Annotated in this window: 26 protein-coding genes and 2 pseudogenes; 14 read left to right on the top strand and 14 right to left on the bottom strand. The window is 31.0% G+C overall.

Annotation, left to right across the window (positions count from 1 at the left end):
• Positions 1–1130 precede the first annotated feature (1130 nt).
• The 8 genes and pseudogenes from ACSHW7_RS02390 to ACSHW7_RS02355 all read left to right on the top strand — a co-directional run.
• Positions 1131–2033: an IS1595 family transposase gene (locus tag ACSHW7_RS02390; protein WP_435677714.1), complete on the top strand. Its 903-nt coding sequence runs from the start codon at positions 1131–1133 to the stop codon at positions 2031–2033.
• Between the two features lie 73 nt (positions 2034–2106).
• Positions 2107–3303 carry an ImmA/IrrE family metallo-endopeptidase gene (locus tag ACSHW7_RS02385; RefSeq protein ID WP_435677713.1) on the top strand — a complete coding sequence of 399 codons (1197 nt, stop codon included), beginning with the start codon at positions 2107–2109 and terminating at the stop codon, positions 3301–3303.
• Between the two features lie 6 nt (positions 3304–3309).
• Complete coding sequence (locus ACSHW7_RS02380; RefSeq protein WP_435677712.1) at positions 3310–3840, top strand: hypothetical protein; 531 nt, start codon at positions 3310–3312, stop codon at positions 3838–3840.
• 443 nt (positions 3841–4283) lie between these two features.
• Positions 4284–4454 (top strand): annotated as a pseudogene (locus ACSHW7_RS02375) (single-stranded DNA-binding protein); the annotation flags it as partial.
• A 4-nt stretch (positions 4455–4458) separates the two neighbouring features.
• Complete coding sequence (locus ACSHW7_RS02370; protein ID WP_435678254.1) at positions 4459–4737, top strand: helix-turn-helix domain-containing protein; 279 nt, start codon at positions 4459–4461, stop codon at positions 4735–4737.
• Positions 4721–5053, top strand: coding sequence for a single-stranded DNA-binding protein (locus ACSHW7_RS02365; RefSeq protein ID WP_435677711.1), 333 nt, complete (start codon positions 4721–4723; stop codon positions 5051–5053). The genes ACSHW7_RS02370 and ACSHW7_RS02365 overlap by 17 nt, the downstream gene beginning before the upstream one ends.
• A 102-nt stretch (positions 5054–5155) precedes the next feature.
• The gene (locus ACSHW7_RS02360) at positions 5156–5827 is read left to right on the top strand and encodes a metallophosphoesterase family protein (RefSeq protein WP_435677710.1); all 672 of its coding nucleotides are present in this window, start codon (positions 5156–5158) and stop codon (positions 5825–5827) included.
• Between the two features lie 164 nt (positions 5828–5991).
• Positions 5992–7122 (top strand): annotated as a pseudogene (locus tag ACSHW7_RS02355) (protein kinase domain-containing protein); the annotation flags it as partial.
• A 59-nt stretch (positions 7123–7181) separates the two neighbouring features.
• Here ACSHW7_RS02355 and ACSHW7_RS02350 read toward each other — a convergent pair.
• The 7 genes from ACSHW7_RS02350 to ACSHW7_RS02320 form a co-directional block, all read right to left on the bottom strand.
• The gene (locus tag ACSHW7_RS02350; protein WP_435677709.1) at positions 7182–8474 is read right to left on the bottom strand and encodes an HlyD family secretion protein; all 1293 of its coding nucleotides are present in this window, start codon (positions 8472–8474) and stop codon (positions 7182–7184) included.
• Position 8475: 1 nt separating this feature from the next.
• On the bottom strand, positions 8476–10665 hold the full coding sequence (locus tag ACSHW7_RS02345) for a peptidase domain-containing ABC transporter (RefSeq protein WP_435677708.1): 2190 nt from the start codon (positions 10663–10665) through the stop codon (positions 8476–8478).
• Position 10666: 1 nt separating this feature from the next.
• On the bottom strand, positions 10667–11986 hold the full coding sequence (locus ACSHW7_RS02340; RefSeq protein ID WP_435677707.1) for a hypothetical protein: 1320 nt from the start codon (positions 11984–11986) through the stop codon (positions 10667–10669).
• Positions 11958–12980 (bottom strand): grasp-with-spasm system SPASM domain peptide maturase, encoded by a 1023-nt coding sequence (gene gwsS / locus ACSHW7_RS02335; protein WP_435677706.1) that lies wholly within the window; start codon positions 12978–12980, stop codon positions 11958–11960. The genes ACSHW7_RS02340 and gwsS overlap by 29 nt, the downstream gene beginning before the upstream one ends.
• A 204-nt stretch (positions 12981–13184) precedes the next feature.
• Positions 13185–14153 (bottom strand): grasp-with-spasm system ATP-grasp peptide maturase, encoded by a 969-nt coding sequence (gene gwsG / locus ACSHW7_RS02330; protein ID WP_435677705.1) that lies wholly within the window; start codon positions 14151–14153, stop codon positions 13185–13187.
• 101 nt (positions 14154–14254) lie between these two features.
• Positions 14255–14428 carry a hypothetical protein gene (locus ACSHW7_RS02325; protein ID WP_435677704.1) on the bottom strand — a complete coding sequence of 58 codons (174 nt, stop codon included), beginning with the start codon at positions 14426–14428 and terminating at the stop codon, positions 14255–14257.
• 20 nt (positions 14429–14448) lie between these two features.
• The gene (locus ACSHW7_RS02320; protein ID WP_435677703.1) at positions 14449–14610 is read right to left on the bottom strand and encodes a hypothetical protein; all 162 of its coding nucleotides are present in this window, start codon (positions 14608–14610) and stop codon (positions 14449–14451) included.
• A 248-nt stretch (positions 14611–14858) separates the two neighbouring features.
• On the opposite strand from ACSHW7_RS02320, the gene ACSHW7_RS02315 reads away from it, so the two are divergent.
• The 4 genes from ACSHW7_RS02315 (at position 14859) to ACSHW7_RS02300 (ending at position 17576) form a co-directional block, all read left to right on the top strand.
• Complete coding sequence (locus ACSHW7_RS02315) at positions 14859–15677, top strand: DUF6624 domain-containing protein (RefSeq protein ID WP_435677702.1); 819 nt, start codon at positions 14859–14861, stop codon at positions 15675–15677.
• 523 nt (positions 15678–16200) lie between these two features.
• Positions 16201–16416, top strand: coding sequence for a hypothetical protein (locus ACSHW7_RS02310; protein ID WP_435677701.1), 216 nt, complete (start codon positions 16201–16203; stop codon positions 16414–16416).
• 38 nt (positions 16417–16454) lie between these two features.
• Complete coding sequence (locus tag ACSHW7_RS02305) at positions 16455–16859, top strand: DUF6530 family protein (protein ID WP_435677700.1); 405 nt, start codon at positions 16455–16457, stop codon at positions 16857–16859.
• An 87-nt stretch (positions 16860–16946) separates the two neighbouring features.
• Positions 16947–17576, top strand: a complete 630-nt coding sequence (locus tag ACSHW7_RS02300) for a hypothetical protein (protein ID WP_435677699.1) — start codon at positions 16947–16949, stop codon at positions 17574–17576.
• A 131-nt stretch (positions 17577–17707) separates the two neighbouring features.
• Here ACSHW7_RS02300 and ACSHW7_RS02295 read toward each other — a convergent pair whose 3' ends face one another.
• Genes ACSHW7_RS02295 through ACSHW7_RS02285 form a run of 3 tightly spaced genes read right to left on the bottom strand, consistent with a single transcriptional unit; the run spans position 17708 to position 20250 of the window.
• Entirely contained in the window at positions 17708–17923 is a 216-nt protein-coding gene (locus ACSHW7_RS02295) for a hypothetical protein (protein WP_435677698.1), read from the bottom strand.
• An 18-nt stretch (positions 17924–17941) separates the two neighbouring features.
• Entirely contained in the window at positions 17942–18667 is a 726-nt protein-coding gene (locus ACSHW7_RS02290; protein WP_435677697.1) for a hypothetical protein, read from the bottom strand.
• Between the two features lie 11 nt (positions 18668–18678).
• Positions 18679–20250 carry a hypothetical protein gene (locus ACSHW7_RS02285; RefSeq protein ID WP_435677696.1) on the bottom strand — a complete coding sequence of 524 codons (1572 nt, stop codon included), beginning with the start codon at positions 20248–20250 and terminating at the stop codon, positions 18679–18681.
• A 239-nt stretch (positions 20251–20489) separates the two neighbouring features.
• Between ACSHW7_RS02285 and ACSHW7_RS02280 the strand changes: the two genes are divergently transcribed.
• Positions 20490–23075 carry an AAA family ATPase gene (locus ACSHW7_RS02280; RefSeq protein WP_435677695.1) on the top strand — a complete coding sequence of 862 codons (2586 nt, stop codon included), beginning with the start codon at positions 20490–20492 and terminating at the stop codon, positions 23073–23075.
• A 41-nt stretch (positions 23076–23116) separates the two neighbouring features.
• On the opposite strand, the gene ACSHW7_RS02275 is transcribed toward ACSHW7_RS02280, so the two are convergent.
• From ACSHW7_RS02275 to ACSHW7_RS02260, 4 genes are all read right to left on the bottom strand, one after another.
• Entirely contained in the window at positions 23117–23626 is a 510-nt protein-coding gene (locus tag ACSHW7_RS02275; RefSeq protein ID WP_435677694.1) for a hypothetical protein, read from the bottom strand.
• Positions 23610–23963 (bottom strand): helix-turn-helix domain-containing protein, encoded by a 354-nt coding sequence (locus tag ACSHW7_RS02270; protein WP_435677693.1) that lies wholly within the window; start codon positions 23961–23963, stop codon positions 23610–23612. The genes ACSHW7_RS02275 and ACSHW7_RS02270 overlap by 17 nt, the downstream gene beginning before the upstream one ends.
• A gap of 249 nt (positions 23964–24212) precedes the next feature.
• On the bottom strand, positions 24213–24497 hold the full coding sequence (locus ACSHW7_RS02265; protein ID WP_435677692.1) for a hypothetical protein: 285 nt from the start codon (positions 24495–24497) through the stop codon (positions 24213–24215).
• 25 nt (positions 24498–24522) lie between these two features.
• The gene (locus tag ACSHW7_RS02260; protein ID WP_435677691.1) at positions 24523–25041 is read right to left on the bottom strand and encodes a replication protein; all 519 of its coding nucleotides are present in this window, start codon (positions 25039–25041) and stop codon (positions 24523–24525) included.
• 541 nt (positions 25042–25582) lie between these two features.
• Between ACSHW7_RS02260 and ACSHW7_RS02255 the strand changes: the two genes are divergently transcribed.
• On the top strand, positions 25583–26617 hold the full coding sequence (locus tag ACSHW7_RS02255) for an HNH endonuclease (protein WP_435677690.1): 1035 nt from the start codon (positions 25583–25585) through the stop codon (positions 26615–26617).
• Position 26618: the final 1 nt, after the last annotated feature.

Genomic DNA, 26618 nt, shown 5'->3' with positions numbered 1-26618 from the left:
TATTAAAGATAGTAAAAAAATTATAGGTTTTTCATAGAGTTACAATGATACTTATGGTTTTTGAGGGTAGGAAATTGCATAAAATTAACTTCGGAAATATAAAACGTTTAAAATTTCCGAAGTTTTTAAAAAAATATAAACAACTGTTTTTTGGTAACTATATACCTCTTTACACCAACGTAAATTTATTTTGTTTATAAAGATAAAATGTTTAAATTTAGGTGTTGAAAAGACAAAAAAACTCCTAAGTTATTTTTAATGATTATAAATAATCGATAAAAAACACTAAAAAGTGTTAAAAAAGCATTTTTTTGAAATTTTTTCTTGCAGATTGCAACAAACAATATATATTAGCGTTAAATAAAAAAAGGGACTCCCTAAGTCCCTTATAAGCGGCCGTCAAACCACTTTCCTATACATTACAATACTGGAATCCAGAAGGCAAAGCATTTGGCTTTCTTAGGGTAAATTTTAACCCCATTTTTTCCAACTTTGTATCTTCTAAATACCAATTTATGTAATGTACCATTTATCAATTTAGTCTGCATAAATATTCAAGTATTACGTGAGCGGTTAAAGCTTCTGATATTAAGCTCACATCGCATCGAAGCCATTGTCAAAATACTTGACAACTAAAAGCCCCACTATAGGGATAGCAGGGCTTAATGTTTTTAAATCAAAAAAAACAGGTAAAACAAAAAGAAAACCAACAATACTGACTAGGTATTATTGGAGACTCATACCTGAATATCTAATTTAACTAAATTGATACTGCAAATGTACATATATTATTCCAAAGAACTTGTGGCTCGCATTAAAAGAGTTTCAACCATGTTGTTGAAATTTCTGTTTTCTCTACGAGACATATCTTCAATCTTCCTCAAAAGACTAGGTTCAATCCTAATTGTCTTTGGTTTTATTTGATCATTATTCATAATAAAGGTCGATTTATATTACAAATTTAAGGTAATTTTAACAAGAATCATAAAGATGCTTTATGATTCTTTTATGTATTTATCAACATTTTCACACAGTTCTTAACAATTTTAATTATTATGCTTTATTTACACCAAATAAATAGTTTAAGTGTAATTAACTACTTATATTTGTAGTGTAATAATACTTGCACTATGATCAACCAAGACTTCAAATCCATTTTAGAACTGATACAAGCGTTCCCAGACGAGCAGACTTGTATAGACCACTTAGAAGAAATAAGATGGAATGGTAACGTTATAAGCCCTTTTGATGCCGATTCTAAGGTATATGACTGCAAGGGAAATAAGTACAAGTGCAAAGAGACAGGAAAATACTTTAATGTAAAGACCAACACAATTTTTGACAATACTAAATTGCCATTACAAAAATGGTTTCTTGCTATTTGGTTGGTTACAGGACACAAAAAAGGAATATCTTCATTACAGTTAGGTCGTGACCTTGATATTACGCAAAAATCAGCTTGGTTTATGTTGGGTAGAATACGCCAATGTTTTGGTATTGATGCTAACGAGCAAATGGAAGGAGAAATTGAAGCTGACGAAACATTTGTAGGTGGCAAGAATAAGAATCGCCACGCAAACAAAAAAACTCGTGGCACTAGTGATGATAAAACGCCTGTACTTGGAATGGTGCAGAGATACGGTAAAGTTGTTGCTACAGTTGTAAAAGATACCACAACCGCATCTTTATCACGTGAGATAATCAAAAACGTAAAAGAGGGTGCTACACTATATACAGACGAATACACTTCTTACAAGTCTTTACAGCGTATCTATGACCACCAATTTGTAAAACATAGTAAGCATGAATATGTGCAGGGTAGAATACATACAAATACAATAGAGGGCTTTTGGTCAATACTAAAACGTGGTATATTTGGAGTATATCATTTTACATCTAAAAAGCATCTACAATTATATGTTGACGAGTTTGTATTTAGATATAATTCACGCACCAATACTGAGGCAGGTAGATTTAATTTACTTCTGAATAACCTAGAGAATAGAGTTACTTACAAACAGTTAATATCATAATGTCTCATTTTTGAGACAATAAGCGTATTATATGTTATAATTCCTTATATTCGTATCTCAAAAATGAGACATTATGAGTTCTACCACTAACCTATCTACACTTTACGAAATACTTGGGATTAACAGTAATAGATCTTTACACGATCTTATCGAAAACAAAAAAGATGAACTTGGCATTAGTTCAGATAGGCAATTGTCAACGCTAGTAGGCATTAACATTGACACTCTAAATAGAATATTAAATGGAGACAATCAAAAAGTTGATCTTCTTTCAATAGTTAAGATTAATAGTTTTTTAGAATTAGATTTAGAAGATACAGTTAAAGTTTATTTATCGGGACTTAAAGAAGAATCTATTAGAGAACTTGACGAAATAAAAAAAGCAAACTTTATTGTCAAAAACTTTGATTTAGATGGGCTTAAGTCAATAGGGTTTATAAAAACAAAAACAGATTTTAAATATATTGAAAATAGAATATTAAAATTTTTTGATATTGAATCCATTTTTGATTATAACGGTCTTGTTGCACAACCTTTATTTAGTAAATCAAAACGTTCTTCGAATGATTTAATGAATATTTTCTGGGTTAAATCTGCTTATACGCAACTTGAAAAAATTGGAAATCCAAATGATTTTGATTTAGATGATTTAAAAAAGCTAATACCAAAAATAAGGCCTTACACCAGATTAGAAACAGTAGGTTTTCAAACTGTAGTGAGAGCGCTTTATGTTGTTGGTGTTACTGTTATTGTACAAAAGTATGTTTCTAAAACCTCAGTTAAAGGTGCTACATTTATTGTTAATGGTAAACCTTGTATTGTTATAACAGATTATTATGGGAAATATGACATGGCGTGGTTTACCCTATTTCATGAATTGTGTCATATTCTATATGATTTAGATGAGTTGAAAACAAATAAATATCATCTCTCTGGCGCATTGGATTTACTTTTGCTTAATGAAGACAGAGCTAACATGTTTGCTAGAACAATGTTGTTTTCAGATGAAAAACTCAGATATATTGAGAGTAATATAGGAAACGAAAACGTTGTTTCTATGTATGCTGAAGAACATGGTGTTCACAGTTCAATCATATATGGTTTCTATATATATGACCAACCAGAAACCAAAAAAAATTCATTGTACAGAAAATTTAATAAATATTTAATAAGTTCTAAGCCCGCTCTAGATCCATTAAAAACTAATATCTGGACATCAGATAATCCAATGCAGGAAATAGAAAAAATAATCGAAAAGGTATCAAACTAATAAATTATGAAAAAACAAATAAAAAATAAGGCGAACGACATAGACGAAATTAAAAAACTCGCAGAAGAAGCTGATAGAAACAAAGGCTTTCAGTTAGGTCTTGAAGATGATTTTAAAGAAGATATTTTTCAAATCGATTTAGTGGACGATGTTCAAGACCCAGAAAAGGCTTACAAGGTTTATTATGCTATAGAGGGTATTTTAAAAACTCATTTACCAAAAGGAAAAGAGAATAGTGAAGTTAGGCGTTTTGTTCGTGAAGAAAAGATTATATTCTTAACTGGAGGACACAAAAAAGACGAAACTGGAAAAAGAGGCGCTGACAGTAGACAAGCTTATATTTCAACCCATCTTGAAATAGCGTTCAATGTTGTTTTAAAGTGGTTGCAAGAGGGAGGAAACACCTTTGATTTATTTATGAAATTCAGAAATCTAAATATAGATAGAGGCTATTTTGAAGAACAGGAATTATCAGAATACAACCAAAAACTAAAAAAAGGTCTAGATTGGAACCCAAAAGACCATAAAAAAGAGTAATAGTTATTGGTGAATTTTGCACCAATAACTCTGCATCGGTTTTGACCGTTTAGTTAGGACTAAGCCCCAAGGGATAGTATTAACGATGCTCACGTTCAATGACAAGTAAGAATTTAATTTGATATTAAAATATCAGCAAAAGCTTATGCTCTGTTTTACTGAATCAGCGGTATTACAATCATAGATTAAACAACTTGCATACTTCAAAAAAAAGCCATATTCCAATTGGCGAAATTCAACTTTACTTTCTAGTGTAAACTTGTATATAGTTACCTGTTTTTTAGTGGATAAAAAGAAAACAAACGATTACAAACATTTGCAAACGATAGTAAGTGCGTAACTACCGAATTGGATTTTGAAGTCGTAATATGTTTGCAGTGTCGGATGATAATCGTTTGACATTATTAATGAATCTTAACTGTTTAACATTAAAATTTAAAATTATGAACGCACTTAGAAACAAAGTACAGTTGATTGGAAGATTAGGTCAAGAACCTGAAATTGTAACCCTAAAAGATGGGAACAAAATGGCCAAATTTAGTATGGCTACAGATGATAGTTACAAGGATAAAAACGGGCAAAAAGTGGAGCGCGCTTATTGGCACCACATCGTTGACCATTTGCGAAATCGAATTGGAGGCCGTTTGGTTGCCTAAAGACTACCCATCAGTGGCAAGCTCGTTTGGTGAATATATACGACAATACCGCCTTTCTCACGGCTATAGCACTAATGAATTGGCAATGGAACTGAACGTCTACGAATCCACCATCTACAAATGGGAATATGGCGAGAGCCAACCACAACAAAAGAATGTAAAAAAAATAATAGAATTCATGGGCTACGACCCACGAATTCATAATCCTTTAAATATTAAAAATTATGAATGCATTACGTAACAAAGTACAGTTAATTGGAAGATTAGGACAAGATCCAGAAATAGTAACTTTCAAAGATGGAAACAAAATGGCTAAATTCTCTATGGCTACCGATGATAGTTATAAAGATAAAGACGGAAACAAGGTTGAGCGTGCTTATTGGCATAATATAATTGTGAAGGGTGGTTTAGTCAATGTTGTAGAGAACTATGTCACTAAGGGGCAAGAAATTGCCGTTGAAGGTAAATTAACGAACCGTTCTTGGGAAGACACAGAGGGTAAGAAGAATTATACGACTGAGATTCTTGTGAATGAGTTGTTGATGCTGAGTAAATAATTCAATAAATTTATTAATAATAACGGGTATTATTTAATGAAATGTGTTTCACTTTAAATCATTCTATATATTCTATCTTTGTAAAATGTTTGATAACAAACTATGAATACATACCTTATTTCAGATATTCACGGAAACAACTCTCTATTCAGAAAGGCACTTAAATCTATAAATTTTAAGAAAACCGATAGATTGATAATTTTGGGTGATATGATTGACCGAGGCGAAGACAGTAAAGGTGTTATTGACACAATTTTCCTAATGATTGAGGCTGGATTAAATGTTACCTGTCTTAAAGGAAATCATGAACAAATGATGATTGACTCTCTTAAGGATACTACTGCTAAAGTGACATGGATGAAGAATGGTGGCAAAGACACTTTGAAAAGTTTTTCGACTTCTAAAATTGAACCTATTCCATCTAAATATATAGGGTTTTTGAAAAACCTGAAACCTTATCTAATTATTGAAAATTTTATAATGGTTCATGCGGGGATTAACATGAAAATCGATAAACCTCTATCCGACGAATATAGTCTTCTTTGGTTGAGAAATTGGGAAGATGTTTTTGATGAAAATTGGTTAGGCAATAGAATTGTAATTCACGGTCACTCTCCAATCGCACAAGATGAAATAATTAAACAAGTCCAAGAAAAGCGTAATGTTATTTGTATTGATAACGGTAATTTTGTTAAAAATAAAGATGGTTATGGATCAATTTGTATTCTCAAACTAGAAGATTTATCACTATATTTCGTGAATGAAAATAGTTGAAGTAATTAGAGAAATACATTCGGGTGGTTTTGGCGTTGTTCACGAGGTGTTAATGGAAGATGGGAGCCAGCCACCTAGCTAGAAAAACTTTTCGACCAATGTTAAAGGAAAAGATGACTCCTGAACTGTTGGATAAATTAAAAAGATGATTTTCCCGTGAAGTTAAAATACAGGAAAAACTTAGTCCAGAATTTTTTATTCCCATTCTTTTTCCATTTTTAGAAGGTAGTGAACCTTGGTTTTTAATGCCGTTAGCTGAAAAGGTTTTTTCAGATGAAATTATAAAGGCTAAATCAAATTTCGAAATTCCCGAAGGTTTAGCGGATATTTTAAATAGTCTAGAAAGCTTACACGACCTTGGGTTTACTCATAGGGATTTGAAGCCAGGAAATATCTTATTTCATGATGGAAGATGGAAGTTAGCCGATATGGGTTTAATTACTTCGGATTCTGAATTAACAACTTCATTTGTAACATCAGACGGTTTTGGTGCTGGTTCTACTCCGTATATGGCTCCAGAGCAACATACAAATTTTCATGGAGTGACACATCATGCTGATATTTACTCCTTCGGTGCAATATTACACGATATTTTTGATGGAGGCTCAAGAATCCCTTATGGTAAATTGACCACGAATGGACCAGTGGGAATAATTCTTGAAAAGTGTACAGATGAGAATATAAAAAGGAGATTTAAAGATGTAGGGGTTTTGAGAAACGTTCTCTTAGGTTATTTGGCAAAAACAGATGTGATTAAAGATGTTGCTGCTGTAACTACTAAATGGATTGAAGAAATTCCAAAAATTGAAGATTGGACTTTAGAAAATTTTGATGCCTTTTTGATATATATCGAGCATACCGCAGAAGCTGAAGATCCAATTTTTTACGAATTAAACTCAAGCTTTATTGAACGCAGTTATGAAATTGATTCATATTTATGGAAACGCTTTATATTAAAATATTTCGAATGGATAAATTCCAAAAATTTCGTATTCGATTACTGTGATGTACTAATCGGACATATTCATACTGCTTATAATCTAAGCGATGACTTAGAAGTCAAATCCATGGCTGTTTTAACTGCCGCAGAACTTGGGCGATCTCATAACAGATGGTACGTAATGAGGTTTGTATTGAAAATGTGCTCGGGGATTTCTGATAATCTAGCTAATCGAATTGCTATTGAAATTCACGTAGGAGAAGATAGGGTTAGAAAAAACCTAATGCTATGTACTGAAAGACTAAATACAACAATAAACAGATATCACTCTCAAATTGTGGAAGCTTTGCAATAGACAATTAAAAAGGGTCTCAGCTGATCTATCAAGTATTTATGAGAGGCGTAACAAATTTATCAACGTGAAACTAATTCTTTAAACTGATAAAAAAAGCGCTCAATAAGCCTTAAATCTTCAGTAATAATTTCAGCAACTCCTCGCATTTCCTGTTTAAACTCTATTTGTTTATTATAAGAAGTAATAAGAGTAGATGGGAGGCTTACATCGATAAGATAAAACCCTTCTGTATCCGGGATAAGAGAAATATGAACCACTTCTCCCTGGAGTGTTCCAAACTCAGCGTCAGGATAATTTTCTATTTTAATATTCACTTTTTGACCAAGTTGAATTTTGCCAGAATTTTGAGCAGGAGTTTTTAATTTTGCAATAAATGATGAATTTTTTGTTGGGATTATTGTAAAAACAAGGTCGCCTTGATTAACATTTTGGTTCTCTGTCCAAAAATTGAGAAAGGTAACTTTTCCATTAATATTTGATTGGAGAAGATATCTCATTTCCCAATCTTTGATACTTTTTTTTAATTGGTTATAGGATTGAATTACGTTTTTTAGTAATACCATCTCTTCCTTAGTTTTATTTATCTCGGTTCCTTTAAGGTTGCTAGAGGCATTATTAATAGCTTCTCTAATCTGAGAAACAGACACGCTCATACTCTTATAATTGCGTTCTGCTTGTAAATACTCTAATTGTTTGTTTTCATATTCCATCGCAGAAATCACTCCCTTTTGAAATAAGGACTCGTTCCTTTTCAAATCTTTTTCTTTAAAACTCAATTCTGAGGCATTCAGTTCTTTTTGAGCATTCAAATTTGCCAATCTTCTTTTTAATTCTGAAACTGAAAACCTATTCGCAACAGCTTTATTAGAAAACGGCTGTAATTCTTTGTTTAACTTGTATTGAATAAAACTGTTCTCAAACAATGCAAAATCTGAATCAATATCCCCTAAAAATAAAACTGGAATACTTTCGATAGGAAAATTAAAAGATTTATTATTTATTCTTAATGTATCTAAAATAGATCTCAATAAAAACACATCTTCATATTTTGCAGTATTCTCTAAAACTGCGAGAGGTTGATGTTGTTGGACAGTGTCATTATCTTTTACCAATATAGTATCAATATTACTTGTAATTCTAGCATATTCCTTTTGAGGAGGAATTTGAGTAGTAATAATAGCTTGTGAGGATATAATATCTGGATATTTTACAAACCAGCACAAAGCCAAAACCATTATAATTAAACTTAGAAATAATACATTTCCCCAACGTATCATCCAATGAGGAACTTTGGACAGAATCTCTTGAACCTCCTCACTTCTTAATTCTATTTCGTCTAAATTATCTGGCATATTACTTTCCTAATTCTAATTGGTTTTTTACTAAAGTGAAATAACTTCCTTTTAAATTAACTAATTCTTGGTGAGTGCCAGTTTCAATAATCTTTCCTCTTTCTAGAACAACAATTTGATCTGCATTTTTTACAGTACTAAGTCTATGTGCAATGACAACAACTGTTTTATTCTTAAAGAAAATATTGAGCTTTTCCATAATTATTTTTTCATTGTGAGCATCCAGCGCACTAGTTGCTTCATCAAAAAATAAAAAATCTGGGTTTTTATATACTGCGCGCGCAATTAGAATACGTTGTTTTTGTCCCGTACTTAAACCTACGCCTTCCATCCCTATTTTGGTGTTGTAAGACAAGGGGAGAGTCTCAATAAATTCTTGAATATTCGCTAAATCGACGGCATGTGCTAATTTATTTTTATCGATATAATCATGACCAATAGCAATATTGTTAGCAATGCTATCATTAAAAATATAGCCCTCCTGCATGACAACCCCGCATTGACCTCTCCATGTCTTTTGTGAAATATTCTTAAGGTCATAATTGCCAATATTTATACTGCCGCTTATTGGATCATAAAATTTAAGTAGTAGCTTCATCAAGGTTGTTTTTCCGCTACCGCTAGTTCCTACAATGGCTGTAATCTTTTTAGCGGGAATGATTAAATCTAACTCTTTTAAAACTAACAAGTCCGACCCTGTATACCTATAAGATGCGTTCTCGATATTAAAATGGGCATCTAGCGGAATTTCGTGAATTTTTGCCCTATCTTCACTTTCTTCATCCTCTTTGTTATGTATTTCTGATAAGCGATCTAAGGATATTCTTGCATCCTGCAACTCACGCACAAAATTTATTAGTTGACTAATTGGAGAATTTAATTGTCCGACTATATAGGTAATAGCCAACATCATACCTAGCGTAATTGATCCATCAATGACGAGTTTTGCAGCAAGCACTGTAATTAGAATATTTTTAAGTTCATTAATAAAACCAGAACCAACACTTTGATATTGTTCTAGTGCCAGTCCTTCAATTGAGATTTTAAATAATCGTGCCTGTAAATATTCCCACCCCCATCTTTTTTGTTTTTCAGCGTTGTGCATTTTTATTTCTTGCATTCCATTAATGAGCTCAATCACTTTACTTTGTTCTTGACTTACTTGAGAGAAACGCTTGTAATCTAAGTCTGCTCTTTTTTTTAAGAAGATAGCAATCCATAAAAAATAGAGGACACTACCAACAACAAAAATTAAAAAAATGGAAATATTGTAATACAGTAATACCAATCCAAAAATGACGAGATTAACCATAGAGAATAATACATTTAAAGAAGAGGTAGTTAGAATACGTTCTATTCTTTTATGGTCGTTAATACGTTGTAAAATGTCTCCAGTCATCCTCGTGTCAAAGAAGGCAATTGGCAATTTCATTAATTTGATAAAGAAATCTGAAATAAGCGATATATTAATTCGTGTACTTAAATGTAATAATATCCAACTACGAATGACTTCAACGGCAGTACGCCCCAAAAAAAGAAATACTTGCGCAATAAGTATTAAATATATAAAATTGATGTCTTGATTTTTTATCCCGACATCAACAATACTCTGTGTTAAGAAAGGAAAAATGAGCTGGAGTAAACTACCCGCCAAAAGTCCTATAATAAGCTGAAAAATAAATGATTTATACTTAAAAAGATAAGTTGATAAAAATTTAAACCCTAATGACTTATCTTTTTTTATGTATTTAGAATCAAAAAAATTAGGTGTTGGCTCTAACAACAATGCAATCCCTTCCTCTGTTTTTGATGTAGCGTTATTACCAATCCAACCCTTTGTAAAATCCGTTTCATTATATTTTAATAAACCGTGTGCGGGATCAGAAATATAGAAGTTATTTTTTTTTATTTTATACAGAACCACATAATGATTCTTATTCCAATGGACAACACAAGGAAGTGGCGCCTCTTTTAAATCATTCACAGAAAACTTAACTCCAAGGCTCCTAAATCCTAATTTTTCAGATGCATTGCTTAAATTCAAAAGACTACTACCTGAACGTTGCGTCTCAGAAATTTCTCTTATATATTGCAAAGAAATCGTTTTATTGTAAAACTTTGCTATCGTTTTCAAACAAGTAGGACCACAGTCTTTTCCGTCTAACTGTTTAAAATGTGGGAATTTTTTCAATTTAGAAATTTATCTTTATTTTAGAAATTTTCTTTAGATGACCATCAGGATTAAATATCCTCAAGACATACATACCTTTCTCTAAAATTATACCTTTTTCGTCAGCATCAATTACAAATTGATCGTAAGGAATACCTCCAAATTCTAATTCTTCTTCTTTTATTGCCTGAACAAAATAGCCTTTTAGTATGGTAATGTTTTTAGGCAATGGATATATAGCATTTGTATCATTTATTAACCACTCTGGTCTATTTAGAACATAACTTGTCCTAGGTTGATATATCTGAATATCAATTCCGTTTTCGTTAATAGGATCTACTAAATATGTTTCTTGTGGATTTAAAAAAACGGTAGGTTCCTTAATCTCAAAATTCTTTAATACAAATTTATAATATGAATTTTCTTGATTAGGATTTCCACGTTCGCTCATCACTTCTTGATCTACGGTTAATATATCCATATTTATGAGCTTCTTTAGTTGAGCTCCCAATGGCACGTAACCTCTGTCGCCAATTTCACGTATATGGCTATATCCAGCATGAACAAGAACTTTCCCATTTTTATCATTTTTATAAGTAGCATTAATTAAGTTTTCTGCCTGTTCAAAATCTCTACTACTTCCCGTATTTTTAGTTCTTGACTCATACGGGACAATTATATATCCAATTTCCAAGGCATGTCTTATTAAATTCGCAAAAGATGATTCTCTTGTATAATAACCCGAATTATTAACTGCATAACCTCTAGTTTGGATATAGTTATCATATCCTATTCCTTCCAATGCTAAATAACGATATCCATTCTCCCATAAGGGTTTTAATAAACTATTGGTGAATGAACGATGTTGGTGAGAATAATGAGCTTCATTTATTAATGTAAAATGATACTTTCTTGAATCTTGATTAATTGCATTTAATGCACTTTTATTTTTAAAGTTTTTAAAAATAGAATCTGTTTCAATGCCTTGATACCATTTTAGTAATTTCTCTAGTTTAAGTTTAGTTTCCTCGTCGGTTGTGATGTCAGAAATTTTACTTTTCAAATATGGAACTATTGAGGAGTGATTCTCATTATCACTCAAATTATTTTCAGAAAACAATTTAGATGTTAAATCAAGAGATTTACGATACTCGCCCCTCAAACTTGCTTGAACAGCCCTTAATTCTAAAGAACCTTTCTCATCATCAGTATAGTATTCTTGAATCTCGATTTTATCACCTTTATACTCTTGAAGCTCATAGAATGTAATCCTATTTTCGGAACAAGAAATAAATAAAAGTACAACTAGATATTTAATTCCATTTTGCAGAGTAAGGATCATAAGTGCATTTTAAAGGTTTTGACAAATCATTTGTTTCATCATTGAGAAACACTCTGCAATCAGTACAGATGTATCTAAACTCACAGTCCTTGCAAATAGCTATATCATCCTTTTTTAATTTCCAAAGATGTTGAAATTTTTGCTGATTCAAAACTTCTTCAAATGAATCTTCATTTATATTTCCATAAATAACATTATGAGAAGGACAATTTTTAATAGAACCTTTCTCGTCTAACGAAATCTTTCTATTTAAACAGCTATTGTATTTTAACGATTCAGTAAAATGGGGTATGTTTATACTGAAAGTGCTGTGACATATTTGCCCACAGTCTTCAGATGTTATATTAGGGTTACTTGAAAAGGTGAAATTAACTCCTTGAATTTTCTCAGTTTCATCTCTACCTGAATCAAAGAAAATAATTTCCGTAATTCTAGAATGCTCATTTATAAAATTAGTAGATATACTTTCAAAATCATCCTTATTAAATTTTAAAAAAAGTCTTATTTCTTTAATCCTACTATCAAAAGATAAAGTCAATAGGTCATTTAGTTTTTCATACCCTATTTTGGAAAAAAATCTTATTTGTAAGCAATGACAATTTAATTCACTTAGCTCTCTAAAAGCTTTCTTATAATTTACTTTTATAAGGGATTTTTCATTTACGTCAAATATAGCATTAGTTACTTTCGATGGGTAATCCCATTCTAAATTCATTGCTGGAAATAATTCTGGTTCAGAATCTATAAAGCCTAAATTATTCTCTAATAGATATTCCAAATACTCATTTATAATTTCACTATTATTTACACCATATTGTTCAATTAAATCATTCAATTTCATTCTCTTGGATTCCTTGAGTAAAATAAACAAATCGTTAGGTATGTAGAAGTATTTCCCTATTTGTAAATCGCAAATGACGCTCCTTATCGCACCTTTGACAGGAACACAATTTGAGTACAGAATGAAATAATCATCTTTATCATGTTTAATCATAGTCTTACCTTAAAAGTTTACTGGTTTTTTTATAGAATATCCCTCCTTTTAAATCTTGGCTATTGTGAAAACTACTTTGAATAGAGCTTTTATTATAAATAGTATGAGAACTGTATGTATAAGGTTGCGTCAAATTTAAACTAATAAGATTCATCTTACTATAGTCTTTTTTATCAATTTTTTTTAATATTTTATCTTTCATGCTTAGTTACATCTTTGGATTAATTTCTCAGCAATTTTTTTTTCTAAAAAATAGTTACACGGGTGGCTTACCATTCCAAACTGACCACCCGGATTCACTTCTAAAAATATGTATCTATTATCAATTGTTTTGATAAGATCAAAAGAACAAGTATTCAATTGAAAATGTTTTGCTAATTTTAAAAGTTTATCTTCAATACTTGCTGGCAATTTAAAAGCAGTCATTTTATTTGGATTATCCCAATTATATTTTCTAAAGTCTAATGATGTTTGTTTGTCTTTTTGAGAAAATATGGCCATAGAATAAAAAGTATTATTCAGAAGAAAGGCTCTAATTTCATATTTTTTTTCAATTAAATTTTGCACTAATGATGGAGCAAAAAAATCACCAAGTTCAGATGGGATTTTTTTTATTTTTTCTGTGTAGCCAACAAAAGTTTCATTATCTACATCAAATGTAGGAGCATTTGAAATTGCTTTTACAATTAATTTTTGTTTTTTTAGTAATTCTTTAAAATCATTCTTTTTAGTTCCTATAAATGTTTTTGGTATCTCCAAGCCTAACTCTGAAGCCTTATAGATTACTGACAGTTTATTTATATCCTTATCAAAAATACGCTCAAAAAGAATTTCTTTTGGTATCCATTCAAAAAAAAATGAAGCTAGTTCGTTGAATTCATTCTTGAGAAATGTATTGATTCTCTGCCTCAATCTATCAGATTGTTTGTTTTCAATGAAAATATCTTTGACATTTTCTCTTGTTATCCATCGTCTAAACCAAATTACTTTTATTTTTTCTAAGGGAATATTTTTAATTTTTAAATATGATTTTTCATTATCAATATTAATCTCTAAATTTTTGTAAAAATCAATACCATTGATTCTTTTGACGGACATATTCAGATAGTCAATCCAATCAATAACGTTATCGGTAGAGGGCTCATTATGAGATTGACTTATTATTAAAATCATATTTTATTGTTGAAATTGTTAATACAACTCTCACTTGCTAAATACTCTAATAAATAAAGGGCCATTACAAATGACCCTTTATTTATTAGCAAATTGTTTTATTAAAGATCAAAACATACATCATAAGCGGTTAAATCCGTTCTGGTTTCTCCACCAGATAGAATAGTAGTTGTACTCTTGTATGAGTAATTTGGATCCGTTCCTCCTTCGATTTGATTCATTTCAGTCCGAGACAGTTCGAATTTTGATCCTTTTATTGATTCTAATTTTTTCATGATTATTTGTTTTTAGTTAATTAATCTTCTAGGTCAATGCACCAATCCGTTTGAACAAAATCAGCACAATCACGTTCGTTAGTGCTTACATAATGCCCAGTAATGGATCCACCTTGTACAGATTGCATCTCTTGTTGATTAAGTTCAAATTTGGAATCTTTTAGACTTTCTAATTTTTTCATATTAAAAATAAATTTAGTTCTACCTACTCTATTAAGGCTTTTCGGCTTCCACCTATTTTGTTAAAACGTTATGAATTTATGTCAATTTACATAAAAATTTGTATAACATTAACCTTTATTAAAAAATGTAATTTTATAATTTAAAAAATTAAAATAACTTTATGATTAATTATAAGAGATATGCATTGATAATCATCCTTATTAATGCGATGTTAATTTCTTCATGCAAACACACTTTAGAATATAAGATGGACAAAGATGAGATTTGGAAACTTGGCTGGAGAATGGTTGAAAGCTCGATGGACGAAAAATATGAAATGGCTGATTTTCAGTTTGATTCTTTGATAAAATATTCTAAAGAGATGGATGTAAAGTTTTTAACAGTAGGTCTTAATGTTAAAGCCGAGTTAGGAAAAGATAATGAAATAACAAAAATCTTGAACGACCAATCTCCAGAAATATTGGTTGCGATATGTGAAAAAGATTTGAAATTTGACATAAAACCTTGTTTGGCTGTTTCTAAGGAGAAAGTTGGTAATAGAACAATACAAAGAGAAATAATAAAAATGTATGTGGACGATCAAGCAATTCGTAGAAACATAATGAAAGATATTATTAAAAAATATAATATTGATACTACTCAGATAATTAAAGACAACAGTGTTGATGTAGATGCAAGAAATAGAGATAGACTAAAACAAATATTTAAGGAATTTGGATTTCCAACTAAACAACTAATTGGGAAAGATGGCATGGATGGAATATTTTTTATCATACAACATTCTGATAGTGATAAAGAATGGCAAAAATCACAATTAAATAATATTGAAGCAGCAGTAAAAAATGGTGATCTTGAAGCTGAAAATTTTGCTTATTTGTACGATAGGATTAAAGTAAATAATGGAGAAAAACAACTCTATGGAACTCAATTTAAAAATGTTGATTATATAAATAACATTGTTGAGTTAGCGGAGACTGAAGATAGAAAAAATTTGGACGTCCGCAGAAGAGAAATTGGTTTGATGCCAATAGATCTTTACAAAAAATTAATGCTGAAAAATCCTTAGCTTAAATTTAAAACAATATTGATAGCACAGATATATTATTTCGCATGAATTTAAAATGTAATTACCTTAACCCTCAATTTTGATTGAGATAGAAAGAATAAAGTTGAAAGGGAATTTTAGGGTATGTAAATTTTAACCCTGCCTTAAGCACTATATCATTAATTGATTTTAATAATGAAATAGAGAAGACATTTAGATTTATAGCTGAATGGTCGTCCCTCTTTAGCTTCGTTTTTAGATATTTTAGTTTTGAATTAAATACTTCAACTAAACCATATTCCTCTAATTTCTCTATAGTTTCAGATATACTATCACTATAAATTTCCTTAAGTATTTCCTCAACGGAGAATAACAACTTTTTAGGTTTTGGCATAAATGACTTAAAATTTGATGTATAGAAATCTTTAAGAGCTTGATAAGCTTAACTTTTTAAATTTTACTCAGTTTAATTTAAACTCACGAATATACTAAGAAAGAGAATTTAGTTAAATTGTAAACATTATTAATTTTAAATTAAAATCATATGCCAACTTATAGTATAGGAATAGACTCAGAAACTGCTGAACGAGCTGGAGCAGGTGGAATGTATCAAGTTGATACCGTTTTCGATGAAAATGAAAATGATATTACCAATCGAATAGATGTAGGTACTTTCTTTAGAGATGAAGATGAGTTTAAGGATTACTTGTCAAAACAAATTAATGTGCCTGTTGATGAAATAGATATTGTTTATCTGTAGCTACAAATATTTGAAATATTAATCAAAAATAATAGAAAATGAAGTCACCGAATAATTTAGGTCATAAACCAATTATATCAGTAAACGATTACGATAAAATAGATGCTCAGTATAGAGCTGATACAGATGTGAGAGCTTTATCTATTGGCAATGCTCAATATGATGAAGATGAGATTTCTCTAAAAGTTTGGAGGCATACGGGAGAGAAATGGAGCAGACAAAGTGAAGAATTACCTTTACATAGAAATATAGACTTAAGTATTCTCTTCTTGGGTGCGTTAATGACGGATGTAACGTCGGGTTATCCAAAAACAAATCTCCGTGAAGAAATAGATAGACAAGAGGATGTAAAACATATTAAAGACTATTACAAAAGAAATGAGAAATTCTTGAAACCAAGACTTTTGGAATTAAGAGAAAAGCTGAATGAATTTTTAGTTTAATTTGTGCTAATCTATATCACAAAAAAGAAAGAAAGGGAAAGATTTGTTATTGAGAAGTTTGTATCCCATAAACATCTTAGACTTTTAGTGAAAGGTATAAAAAATAGAGAAAAACCAGAATTCCGTGTTGATTTAATTGATAAAAAAGTTTCTATTGAGTTAACCCAATTAATTAACTCACGACAGAAAAAAATTGAAGCTTTTAGAAAGAAAATCATAAAAGATGCTGAACAAAAATTCATATCAAAATTTGGTTCTTCATTTCGTGTTTGGGTTACCTTTTCAAATTATCAAATGAACACAAAAGAGCACGATTTAGCTTATTTTGTCGATTTAATTTTTAACACAGTATCTAACATATACACTAGTAATAAAGGAAGAGAATTTACAGTAAAAACCAAAAGAAATTCAAGAGAAAATAAGTATATAGATTCCATTCACGTTACTACTCAAATATCTCCTGCGTGGGAGTCAGCAGGTGAATTTCTTGTTGATTATGTAGATATTGAGTGGATTCAATCAATTATAACAAGAAAGGCTAGTTTAATAACTGATTACGATGCATTTTTTGATGAAAATTGGTTAGTTATGAAAGCAGGTATAGGGAATAAATCCTCTGGTTATAGATTTGACCATATTGCAGAGAAATTAAAAAAAGAAAAATTTGATAGAGTGTTTATTTTTGAAAGTTTTCCAAATGAACTTATGGAGATTTAAAAATCCATACAATAGTTGCTTTATCGAAGTTAAAAAAATTAATTAATGCAATTATTAAATATATTCACATCCCTTTTCTTGCAAATTCAGGACTTGAGTTTATAAGTAAAAATTATCGCAAAATTAAATTTTTAGTTACATATAATATCCCACTCCCCAGTACGAGGATTTCTTACCAATTTACATTGCGCTGCTCTATTAAATTTCGCAAATTTTTCTGAATTGTTATCATTATCTTGTAAATAGCTAAATGAAATCTCATTTAGATTTGCATTTTTGAATCCGAACTCTTCAAATGTAGAAGTTAACTTTTGCGCAAGTTCTTGCATCTTTTTATTGTTTGACATATTGCTGTTTTTTTACTCTTAATACACAAATATTTCTGTTGAATTATTAATTCCCGTTAGGTTACCATTATTATCTAGTACCTCTACTTTAATAGTTATAAATTGATCTTCTGAAATAATTCCCGGAGAGTAAATAGTTGAAACTTTACTATCACTATTTGAAACTAAATTTTCTGCACGAAATATTCCTCCCGCTGGACTGCCGTCTGATAAAACATCTGTAAATTTCACTTTCACACCTTGGGATGCTTTTCTTCCAAACTCATTCAGAATGAGTCCTTCAATCGTCACTTCACCTATAAATCCGGATTGTACTGAATTGGATGATTTACTTATTATTATAGAATGGGGAATTGATATAAATGATTCTAAAGGGTAAATCCTTTGGAACTGATTAACATCGAATCTAATATTAAATTTTCCTGCTCTAGTTGTACTTATAACCGTAAATTCTGAACGCACACGTCCATTGCCAAATACTTCTGGTTCAAGAGTGTATTCTTCATCTTCGCTATCTGCGTGGGACATATATATAGGGTCGACAATAGCGACTGCTTTTATATCCGAGATATCTACATCTTCTTTAAAACGTACTTCAACTTTAATTGAACTTTCACCGTCAGCAATAAATTTACCTGCTTGTGGAAAAGAGATGGATTCTACTAAGTCATCAAATTGTACTTCTTCTGGTAAGCATGATAATAAAGAAATAACAACAAAAAATACTATATATAATTTATTCATAGCTGAAAGATTTATTTGCCAAAGATTGTATTGAAAAGTGCAAATTCTTTAAAAAAGTTGCTGTCAAACGAAATACTTAAATAAGGTAAGGGTGCCAAACTTTCTTTACTTACAATTGGATTTCTATTATAGCGAAGTAATAAGACACCAGTCCCTACTCGAACATTCTTAGCTAGGCGAGTATTCAACCCTAATGTTGGTGAGACAGATTCAAAGAGGTCTTCATATCCACCCTCATCTATTTTACCTATCGTTACACCAAAGGATAAAGAGAATCGAGCCCAGAAACGTTTTTGAGCTAGTTGTGACACCTTTTTATCTTTGTTGTAGCCTGATATATGCCAGTTTAATCCTAAATATGGTCGACCTATATATTCAGTTTCATTAGCTTGATCTTTTCCCAATGCACTTACGAAGCCAATATCAGCTACTAAATATGCTAAACCAGTTTTTTTGTCCTGTTTACCTATTGTTGAATTAGTCACAACATCGCTAAAACTGTAATAGGTATTGATAGTATCATTCGCTTTCTTTGTAATGGCAGAAACAAGACTATCGTTGTACTGAAGACTGTGTTTCATTTCTAAGATATTTTCTTCATAGAATTTTGCTAAATTAATGTCGGTAGCTTTGTGAGTAATTAATTTTCTAAATTGTTTGTCGAGCTTTTTAAGCTTTTTATTACTTGCTTTAATATTCTCTGCTCTAAGTCCGTAGTCTTCAAGGTTTGCAATCGTATCTGATCCAATTGCTCTTAATCCTAAATACACATTAAGATTATTCTCACCACCAATTGAAGTAAAGCCAAACATAGTCTCAGAAAATTCAATGTCCGATATTTTTTTACTTCCTAACATAGTCATATAGCTTTCTATGTCGTTTGGGCTAACTTCTTGAGGTTGTTTTTTAAGACTAGAAAATTCGGAATAGATTTTTTTTATTTTTGGCAAGAGCGAATCTTCTAAAAACTCGAAAGAACTCATTGTTTCGGGAGTTAACAAATAGAATGAGTTATCATCAAGAGATTTCAATTCCTTTAAAAATAATTTTTCAGCAACTGAAGCACTATCATTTTTTACAAGTCTAAGTATTTTATAGACTGTGTCTAATTGTTTTTTATTGAGTCTTTTTGTCAATAAGAATTGATAAATTTTATCTGGATTTAAAGGTTTTAAAAGTCCTCTATAAGTATAAGGTGAGAGACCACTAGTTTTAACTTTTAAATATTTAATATCTCCATCTTCAAGTGGTATAGGAATAAATTTAGCATTTGAAATTGTTGAATCTCTTGTTTTAGATATTTTTCTTGCATATCGTCTTAATCTACTATTATCGAGAATTGTTTTTCCTTCAACATAAACAACTTCAAAATAAGCAACACTATCAATTAATTTATTTTTCTTGCTTGTTATCTCTAAATTTATATTCTCATCAAAAGGGAATTCATCTATAACAGTTCCTGAATCTAGATCAATTTTAATGGTCTTCAAGCCTTGGTCAATGATTTTATCTTGAGAGTAGGAAGTTGATACAGCTATAACAATACAGATAAAGAACAAAATGTTGGTATGTTTTGTAAACATAATATATGTTTTAAAAATTTTCTACTCAAGCTTAACTATTGAAATTCAGAAAAGTAGATTTTAAAATTAGGAAATTAAAACTATAAATATGTAACCAATAGTGGGTATTTTTTGGGCTATTTAAAAAATACTTGCTCAACAAAGATTATTTGTTTTGGAAATTACAATATCAAAGTTTTGATAACAATTAGATAAACTATATACTACTTTTGTACAGAGACTTAATAGAAAATTATCTTATGTCAATTTATCAAGAAATATTACAATGGTCTGTTGGAAAAAGTAGCTTTACTCAAGATGCTTTAAGAAGAATTATAACCTCCCAAAGTATATCAATTTCAGATATTGGGGAATTAACACAATTGCATAAAAAAGACGAAGGAGATGATACCGTTACGTTAGTCGCTGTTCCCCTTAACAATACTCATATACCTACGGCATCTACCACAAGTATAGATTACCCTAAGCTCATCAGTATTAAAAACCCAATAAATATTTCTGCTCTTCATAATGAAGCAGACCTTCAGTTTGCTAACACTGGTCTTATAGTTATATATGGTAATAATGGGTCTGGAAAATCTAGCTACTCAAGAATTCTAAAAAAACTGTGTTGGAGTCGAGATAAAGGGATAGAATTAAAAAAGAATGTTTTTAAAGTAAGTGAAGATCAACAGGAAGTGTTGATTACAATAGAGGAAAATGGAACTAATCAGGATTTTCAGTGGGACGAAAGTTTACCGTCGCATCCTGCATTAAATTCCATTTTTGTTTTTGACTCTGAATGCGGAAACATTTATGTCAATAATGAAAACCCTACAGAATATAAACCAACAGGAATTGATGTCTTAGAAAGACTTATTGATGTGTATTCTCAAATATCTTTAAAATTTGATGAAGAAATACAATCCTATAATACTCAAAAGCCTATCATAAGAATTGATTTGCAATCTACACCTGCGGGAATCTGGTATGAAACGGTACAATCGAAAACTCGTGTAGAAGTTGATAATTATATACTTTTTAGTGATGAAGATAAGGAACGTAAAGAAGAATTAACTGAACTTTTAAAAACTCAAGACCCTCAAGAAAAAATTAAACTTTTAAGAGAATTAAAAGCAAGAGTCGAAAATTATCTACAACAATTTCAAAATATTGAAGAAGTTTACAATGTTGAGAGCTTACAAACGATAAAAGATTTAAGAACACTATTTGAGTTTAAAAAAGCTGCTTATGATTTAGCTACTAACGAAATAGGAGCAGTAAATACCCTTTCAGGTTTTGGTTCAGATCATTGGAGTATCTTATGGAATTCTGCTAAGAATTTTGCGATTAAAGAGAATTTAACCGATGACCATGTATTTCCATCGAGTGAGTCATTAGAGAAATGTGTGTTATGTCAGCAAGATTTAAATGAAGAAGCTCAAAGTCGTTTAGAAAAATTTAATGAATTTGTTCTCAATGATGTATCTACTCAATTAAATACAGTTAGGAGACAAATAGAAGCGAGGTTAAAATCAATACAAAATACAAGCGTTGCTCCTTTATCAAATTATTCAGATTTAACTCAATATATAAATGAGTTTGATAAGCATTATAAAGAATTTGATGAATTATTTTTAGAAATACAAACAAGTTTAATAGAGTTCTTGAAGAGTGGTGGGGATTTAGTAATTCCAGAAAATATAATTTCCAATAAAATTGAGGAATTGATTGAAAAAATTGATAAAAAAATTAAAAGTAATATCGAATTTTCACAGAATAGATTAAAATTTGTTGCTGAATTTAATAACCTCCTTACAAAAGAATTATTATTTAATCAAAAAGAAACAATTTTACAGTATTATGATGAGTATCATTATAAGCAGTGGCTTTCAACCTGCAAATCAAAATTAATAACAACACAAATATCTAAGAAAATTGGAGATTTAATGGCTACTCAAGCTGTTGCACTCCAACATCAAGAATTTATTAGTCATCTGTTTGATTTCAATACTGATTTAGCTACAAAAGTAGGTATAAACAAAACTCGGACTGACTCAGGTACTACATATCAAAAATGTAGTTTCTCTGATATAGGAGAGGGTATGAATAGCGTATTGAGTGAAGGGGAACAAAAAATTGTCGCTCTATCAAATTTCCTTGCTGAATGCACCATAGATAATCGAAAAAATACAATTGTTTTTGATGACCCTGTGAACTCTCTTGATATGGATTATAGGGATTTAATTTCAGATAAAATTATAGGTCTATCAAGTGATAGGCAGATAATAGTTTTGACTCACGACTTATCATTTTTAAGATTACTCATTGATACACATAAAAATAAACTCAATACAGATTGCGAAGTTATTGGTATTACAAAGTACAACGAAATTAGTGGTATTGTATCTGATGAAATACCATATCTCGCCAAAAATGTTGATGAACGAATTGCTACCATTCGTAGAATTTTAATGGATCATAATTCACTTCAGATATCTGATGTACATAATCGAGAAATTAAACTTGAGGTAGCTCGTAAACGATTTAGAATGCTTTTAGAAAAAACAGTTGAAGAGGTTCTTTCAAATAAGGCGTATCAAAGGTTTTCAAAGAATATAAACTTCAAAAAAGGGAATTTATATTCTTACGCAGTTACTGAGATATCAGATATAGACTACTTGTTAAGTTTGTACAGTAAATATTCCGTTCCTCAGCACGACGGCGGAACTACCGCAATTCCATTGATGCCAAGTAGCCAAATCATTGATCAAGATATTACCGAGTATATAGCCTGGAAAACAGATTTTAAAAATAGACGTAAAACTTTAATTGATTCTAACTAGCTAATTAACAAATTTTAAAACACCTTTGCGGTGTTTATAATTTAAGATTGATAATAATGAGTAATGGCCAACGACACAGCATCAAAAATTGAAATAGCATAACTCTCCGCCTTGTGTGATTTTCTCTTTTCTGGGAGTTTCTCTTTTAGCTTTGGAATGTTCTCGCTGATAACTGTAGCAATCTCAAATTTACTGTGCGCATTAAATGCACTAAAGACAAATCGTATGTCATTTCGTGAGTATTGATGAACTGCTAAATCTTTTGATTTAGAAAAATTTGCTATATTTTTGATAAGATCTTGTACTCTTTTTGACTTTCTTGAGCCATATCCCTTGGGTTCTTCTAGTACAATAACAGAAGGCAAATAGTAAGATACTTTCTCTTTGATTCGCTTTAAAACATGCTTGTTTGAAATAGGATATTGTCGTATTGTCACATTATAAGCATTAACCACCGTAAGAGCATCTTTCATTATCGCTAATCCAAATCCTCGACCATTGGCGAATATTGCCATGACTATTTCTGAGGTTTCTTTAGCTTCTTGACTCATAGGGAGCAGTGGTGTTTAATCTATTGACAATTTCGTTTAGAAAATGTAATTTATAGATGCTCTTTGGCGATTGCTGTGCTTCAAGCTCAGCAATGAGTTTCTTGCTTCTTGTTTTTAGAGTATCGGCGACGTACTTGTAAGAGGGTGCTAAAATGTCTAAAAGCGAAGTGTCAAAGAGCATATGATACGTCAGAAGCAATTCTGGTGGAGGATTCCGATGTCCTTGCTCATAGCGGACAAGATTACTGGCTTGCATATTAAGTAAGACGGCAACGTCTTTTTGATCAAGTGGTGATTCTTTCCGTAGTCTCCGTAGGAGATGATGTGAATGTGTCATAATAAAATTGCCAGCGGGGTTATGCTCCGCTGGCTTTTTTATTGTATAAAATTTTACTCCCTCTTGACTAGTACTTACAATGTATACTCAATATTATCCAAATGGATAATTTTTTTCGCGGTCGCTCAATGCTTAGTGGATAGAAAGGGGATAAATTGCTTCGTCCAGTATTTTGTAATGTTAAATTAAACTGTATTTGAGAGTTAAATCTCAGAGAGATATTCTTTTAACGTGAGATAATGGGATAAACTATTTAGTATTTGAAACAGTATTAAGAGTGCTATGGTAGGATTTAAATCTTGTGTTTTTCCCTACAGCTTTATACGTTTCTTGTTCGATAATTCTTCCACAGCTTTGACACGCATAGAGACCAGACCAAGAGCCTTGAAAAGGCTCTAAGAAATTACCATCTGCGTCGTAGGTTGCAAAACCTATATCCATTGTATGGATATTGTAGATGCAAACCCAATGGTCTTCATTATTGGAAAGAGTAATTCTTTCTCTTGTATTAATTGTTTCAATTGTAGTATTCAATTTTATAAAAGTTAATATAGCTATATCAATCTCCAGCAAATTTTTTCATATTCAAAATATCTTTCATCCGCTCCCAATCTGTTTGACGTTGAATACCTTTTTTACCTCTTAGTTTTGTTTCTTTAGTTTTGTTATAGAGACCTATTTGCATTGGTTTATGCTTCTTTTTGCCTAGGTTACTACCTTGATTTACATAGGAATGAAATAACGGTGCATAGAATATATTAAGCTTGCCTTTTCTTGATTCTGGAGTATGAAGTAATACACCATTATAATCTGTTACTGTAATGTGCTGTTTGAGAATTAGCGATTGAATAGTTGAAGGAAGACTCCTCCTTGATGTACCTGTGAATTTGATAAATTGAGAATGACTAATACGGTCTCGGTGCTTACGCTTGCCATTTTTAAGTTGCCATCCGTAGGTTTTGCGTATGATGAAAAGTAATAATTTTAGTTCTGAATGTGTAAGGGATGATAAGTGGCTATCGAAAATTTCGTTGGGGACTTGGGTGGTTTGTTTATATCGCATTATTAGTAGGAGCATTTTTTATTTCGGATAATTTTTCAGTAGATTCTAAAAGTTCATTAAAAAGCTTCTGAATTTGTTGACGGTTCAATGGCTTAGGAAGGATTGGTGAGGTATTCTTATGCGAATAGATAATATGTTGTGACAAAGTTCGAGATAGTGCTGAGTTACGGGTACCACAGGAGTAGGGTGTGTGGTACCTAGACAAGGTTATGCACACTATACTACTCAAAAATCGTTTTAATACACAGATTTTATAAATTGTTTTCATGTTATTTTTTATTAATGTGAATAAATAAGTGTGGTTATCCACAAAAGAATCTTCTGCTATACACAGCAGTTTTTTTTCTATTTTAAACTGGTGGATATGTTGAGATAAGTTTAGACAATATGGCACATTATTGACGATTTATCAGTTTCTTTAGGATTTGGATAGCTATTTGATATTACGACTGTTAAACTTAAGAATATGTCTGTATCTTATATAAAACAAGAAACAAGATTTATCCTATGGGGTAAGTCTGCTGGAAGATGTCAGTATGATGGTTGTGGTAAGCAGTTGTATAAGGATTCGTTAACGAAGGCAGAGTTCAATAGTTCATACATAGCTCACATCATTGCTGATAAGGAAGGAGGTCCGAGAGGACATGCAACTCTGTCGGAAGAATTGAAGGACGACATTAGTAATCTCATGCTTTTATGTGATGAGCATCACAGACTCATTGACATAAAACAGGTCGAGGAACACCCAGTTGAATTACTTCAAAAGATGAAAAGAAAACACGAGCAACGTATGGAGCTTCAAACAGATATTTCTGAAAGCAAGGAAAGTCACGTCATTTTGTATGGAGCAAATATTGGAAGCCATAGCTCTCCAGTAATTTATAAGGATACACTAGTAGCGTTATCGCCCGATTTATATCCTTCTAATAAGGGGGTCCTTGAACTTAGCTTATCAAATAGTTCATTTGAGGATGATGACCCTGAATATTGGAAATTTGAGGAGGCAAATCTTGTGAGAAAATTTCAACAAAAAATTACACCTTTATTAGAATCTAGTGAAATCCAAACGTACTCTGTCTTTGGAATTGCACCTCAACCGCTACTAATAAAATTAGGTACGCTTTTATATGATTTAGCGAATGTTCACGTATTTAATAATCAAAAAGAACCTAAAACTTGGAAATGGTCATCCCAACAAGTTGATAATAATTTTTTCAAAATCATCAAACCAGAGAAGACTGATGGCACTATCGCATTAGTGTTTGCGTTGAGTGCCGATATTAATGATGACAGAATCCAAAAAGTGCTTGGTGATGGTTGTTCTATTTGGAAAATTACTCTCAGCGAACCAAACAATGACTATATAAAAAGTAGAGAGCATTTGGCTCAGTTTAGAACAGTGTGTCGAGAAGTTTTAAATGAAATCAAAACTACTCATGGGGAAAATGGTGTCATTCATATTTTTCCTGCCATGCAACCTAGTACAGCTATTGAATTAGGTAGATTACGATACCCCAAAGCCGATTTACCTTTTATAGTTTATGATCAAAACCGCAAGCGTGATGGCTTCATTAAAACTCTTGAAATATAAT

Origin of the sequence: Patiriisocius sp., from assembly GCF_051252435.1 — a bacterium.
In the GTDB taxonomy this organism is placed as follows: Bacteria; Bacteroidota; Bacteroidia; order Flavobacteriales; family Flavobacteriaceae; genus Patiriisocius.
This window is presented reverse-complemented; position numbering and strand designations above follow the sequence as displayed.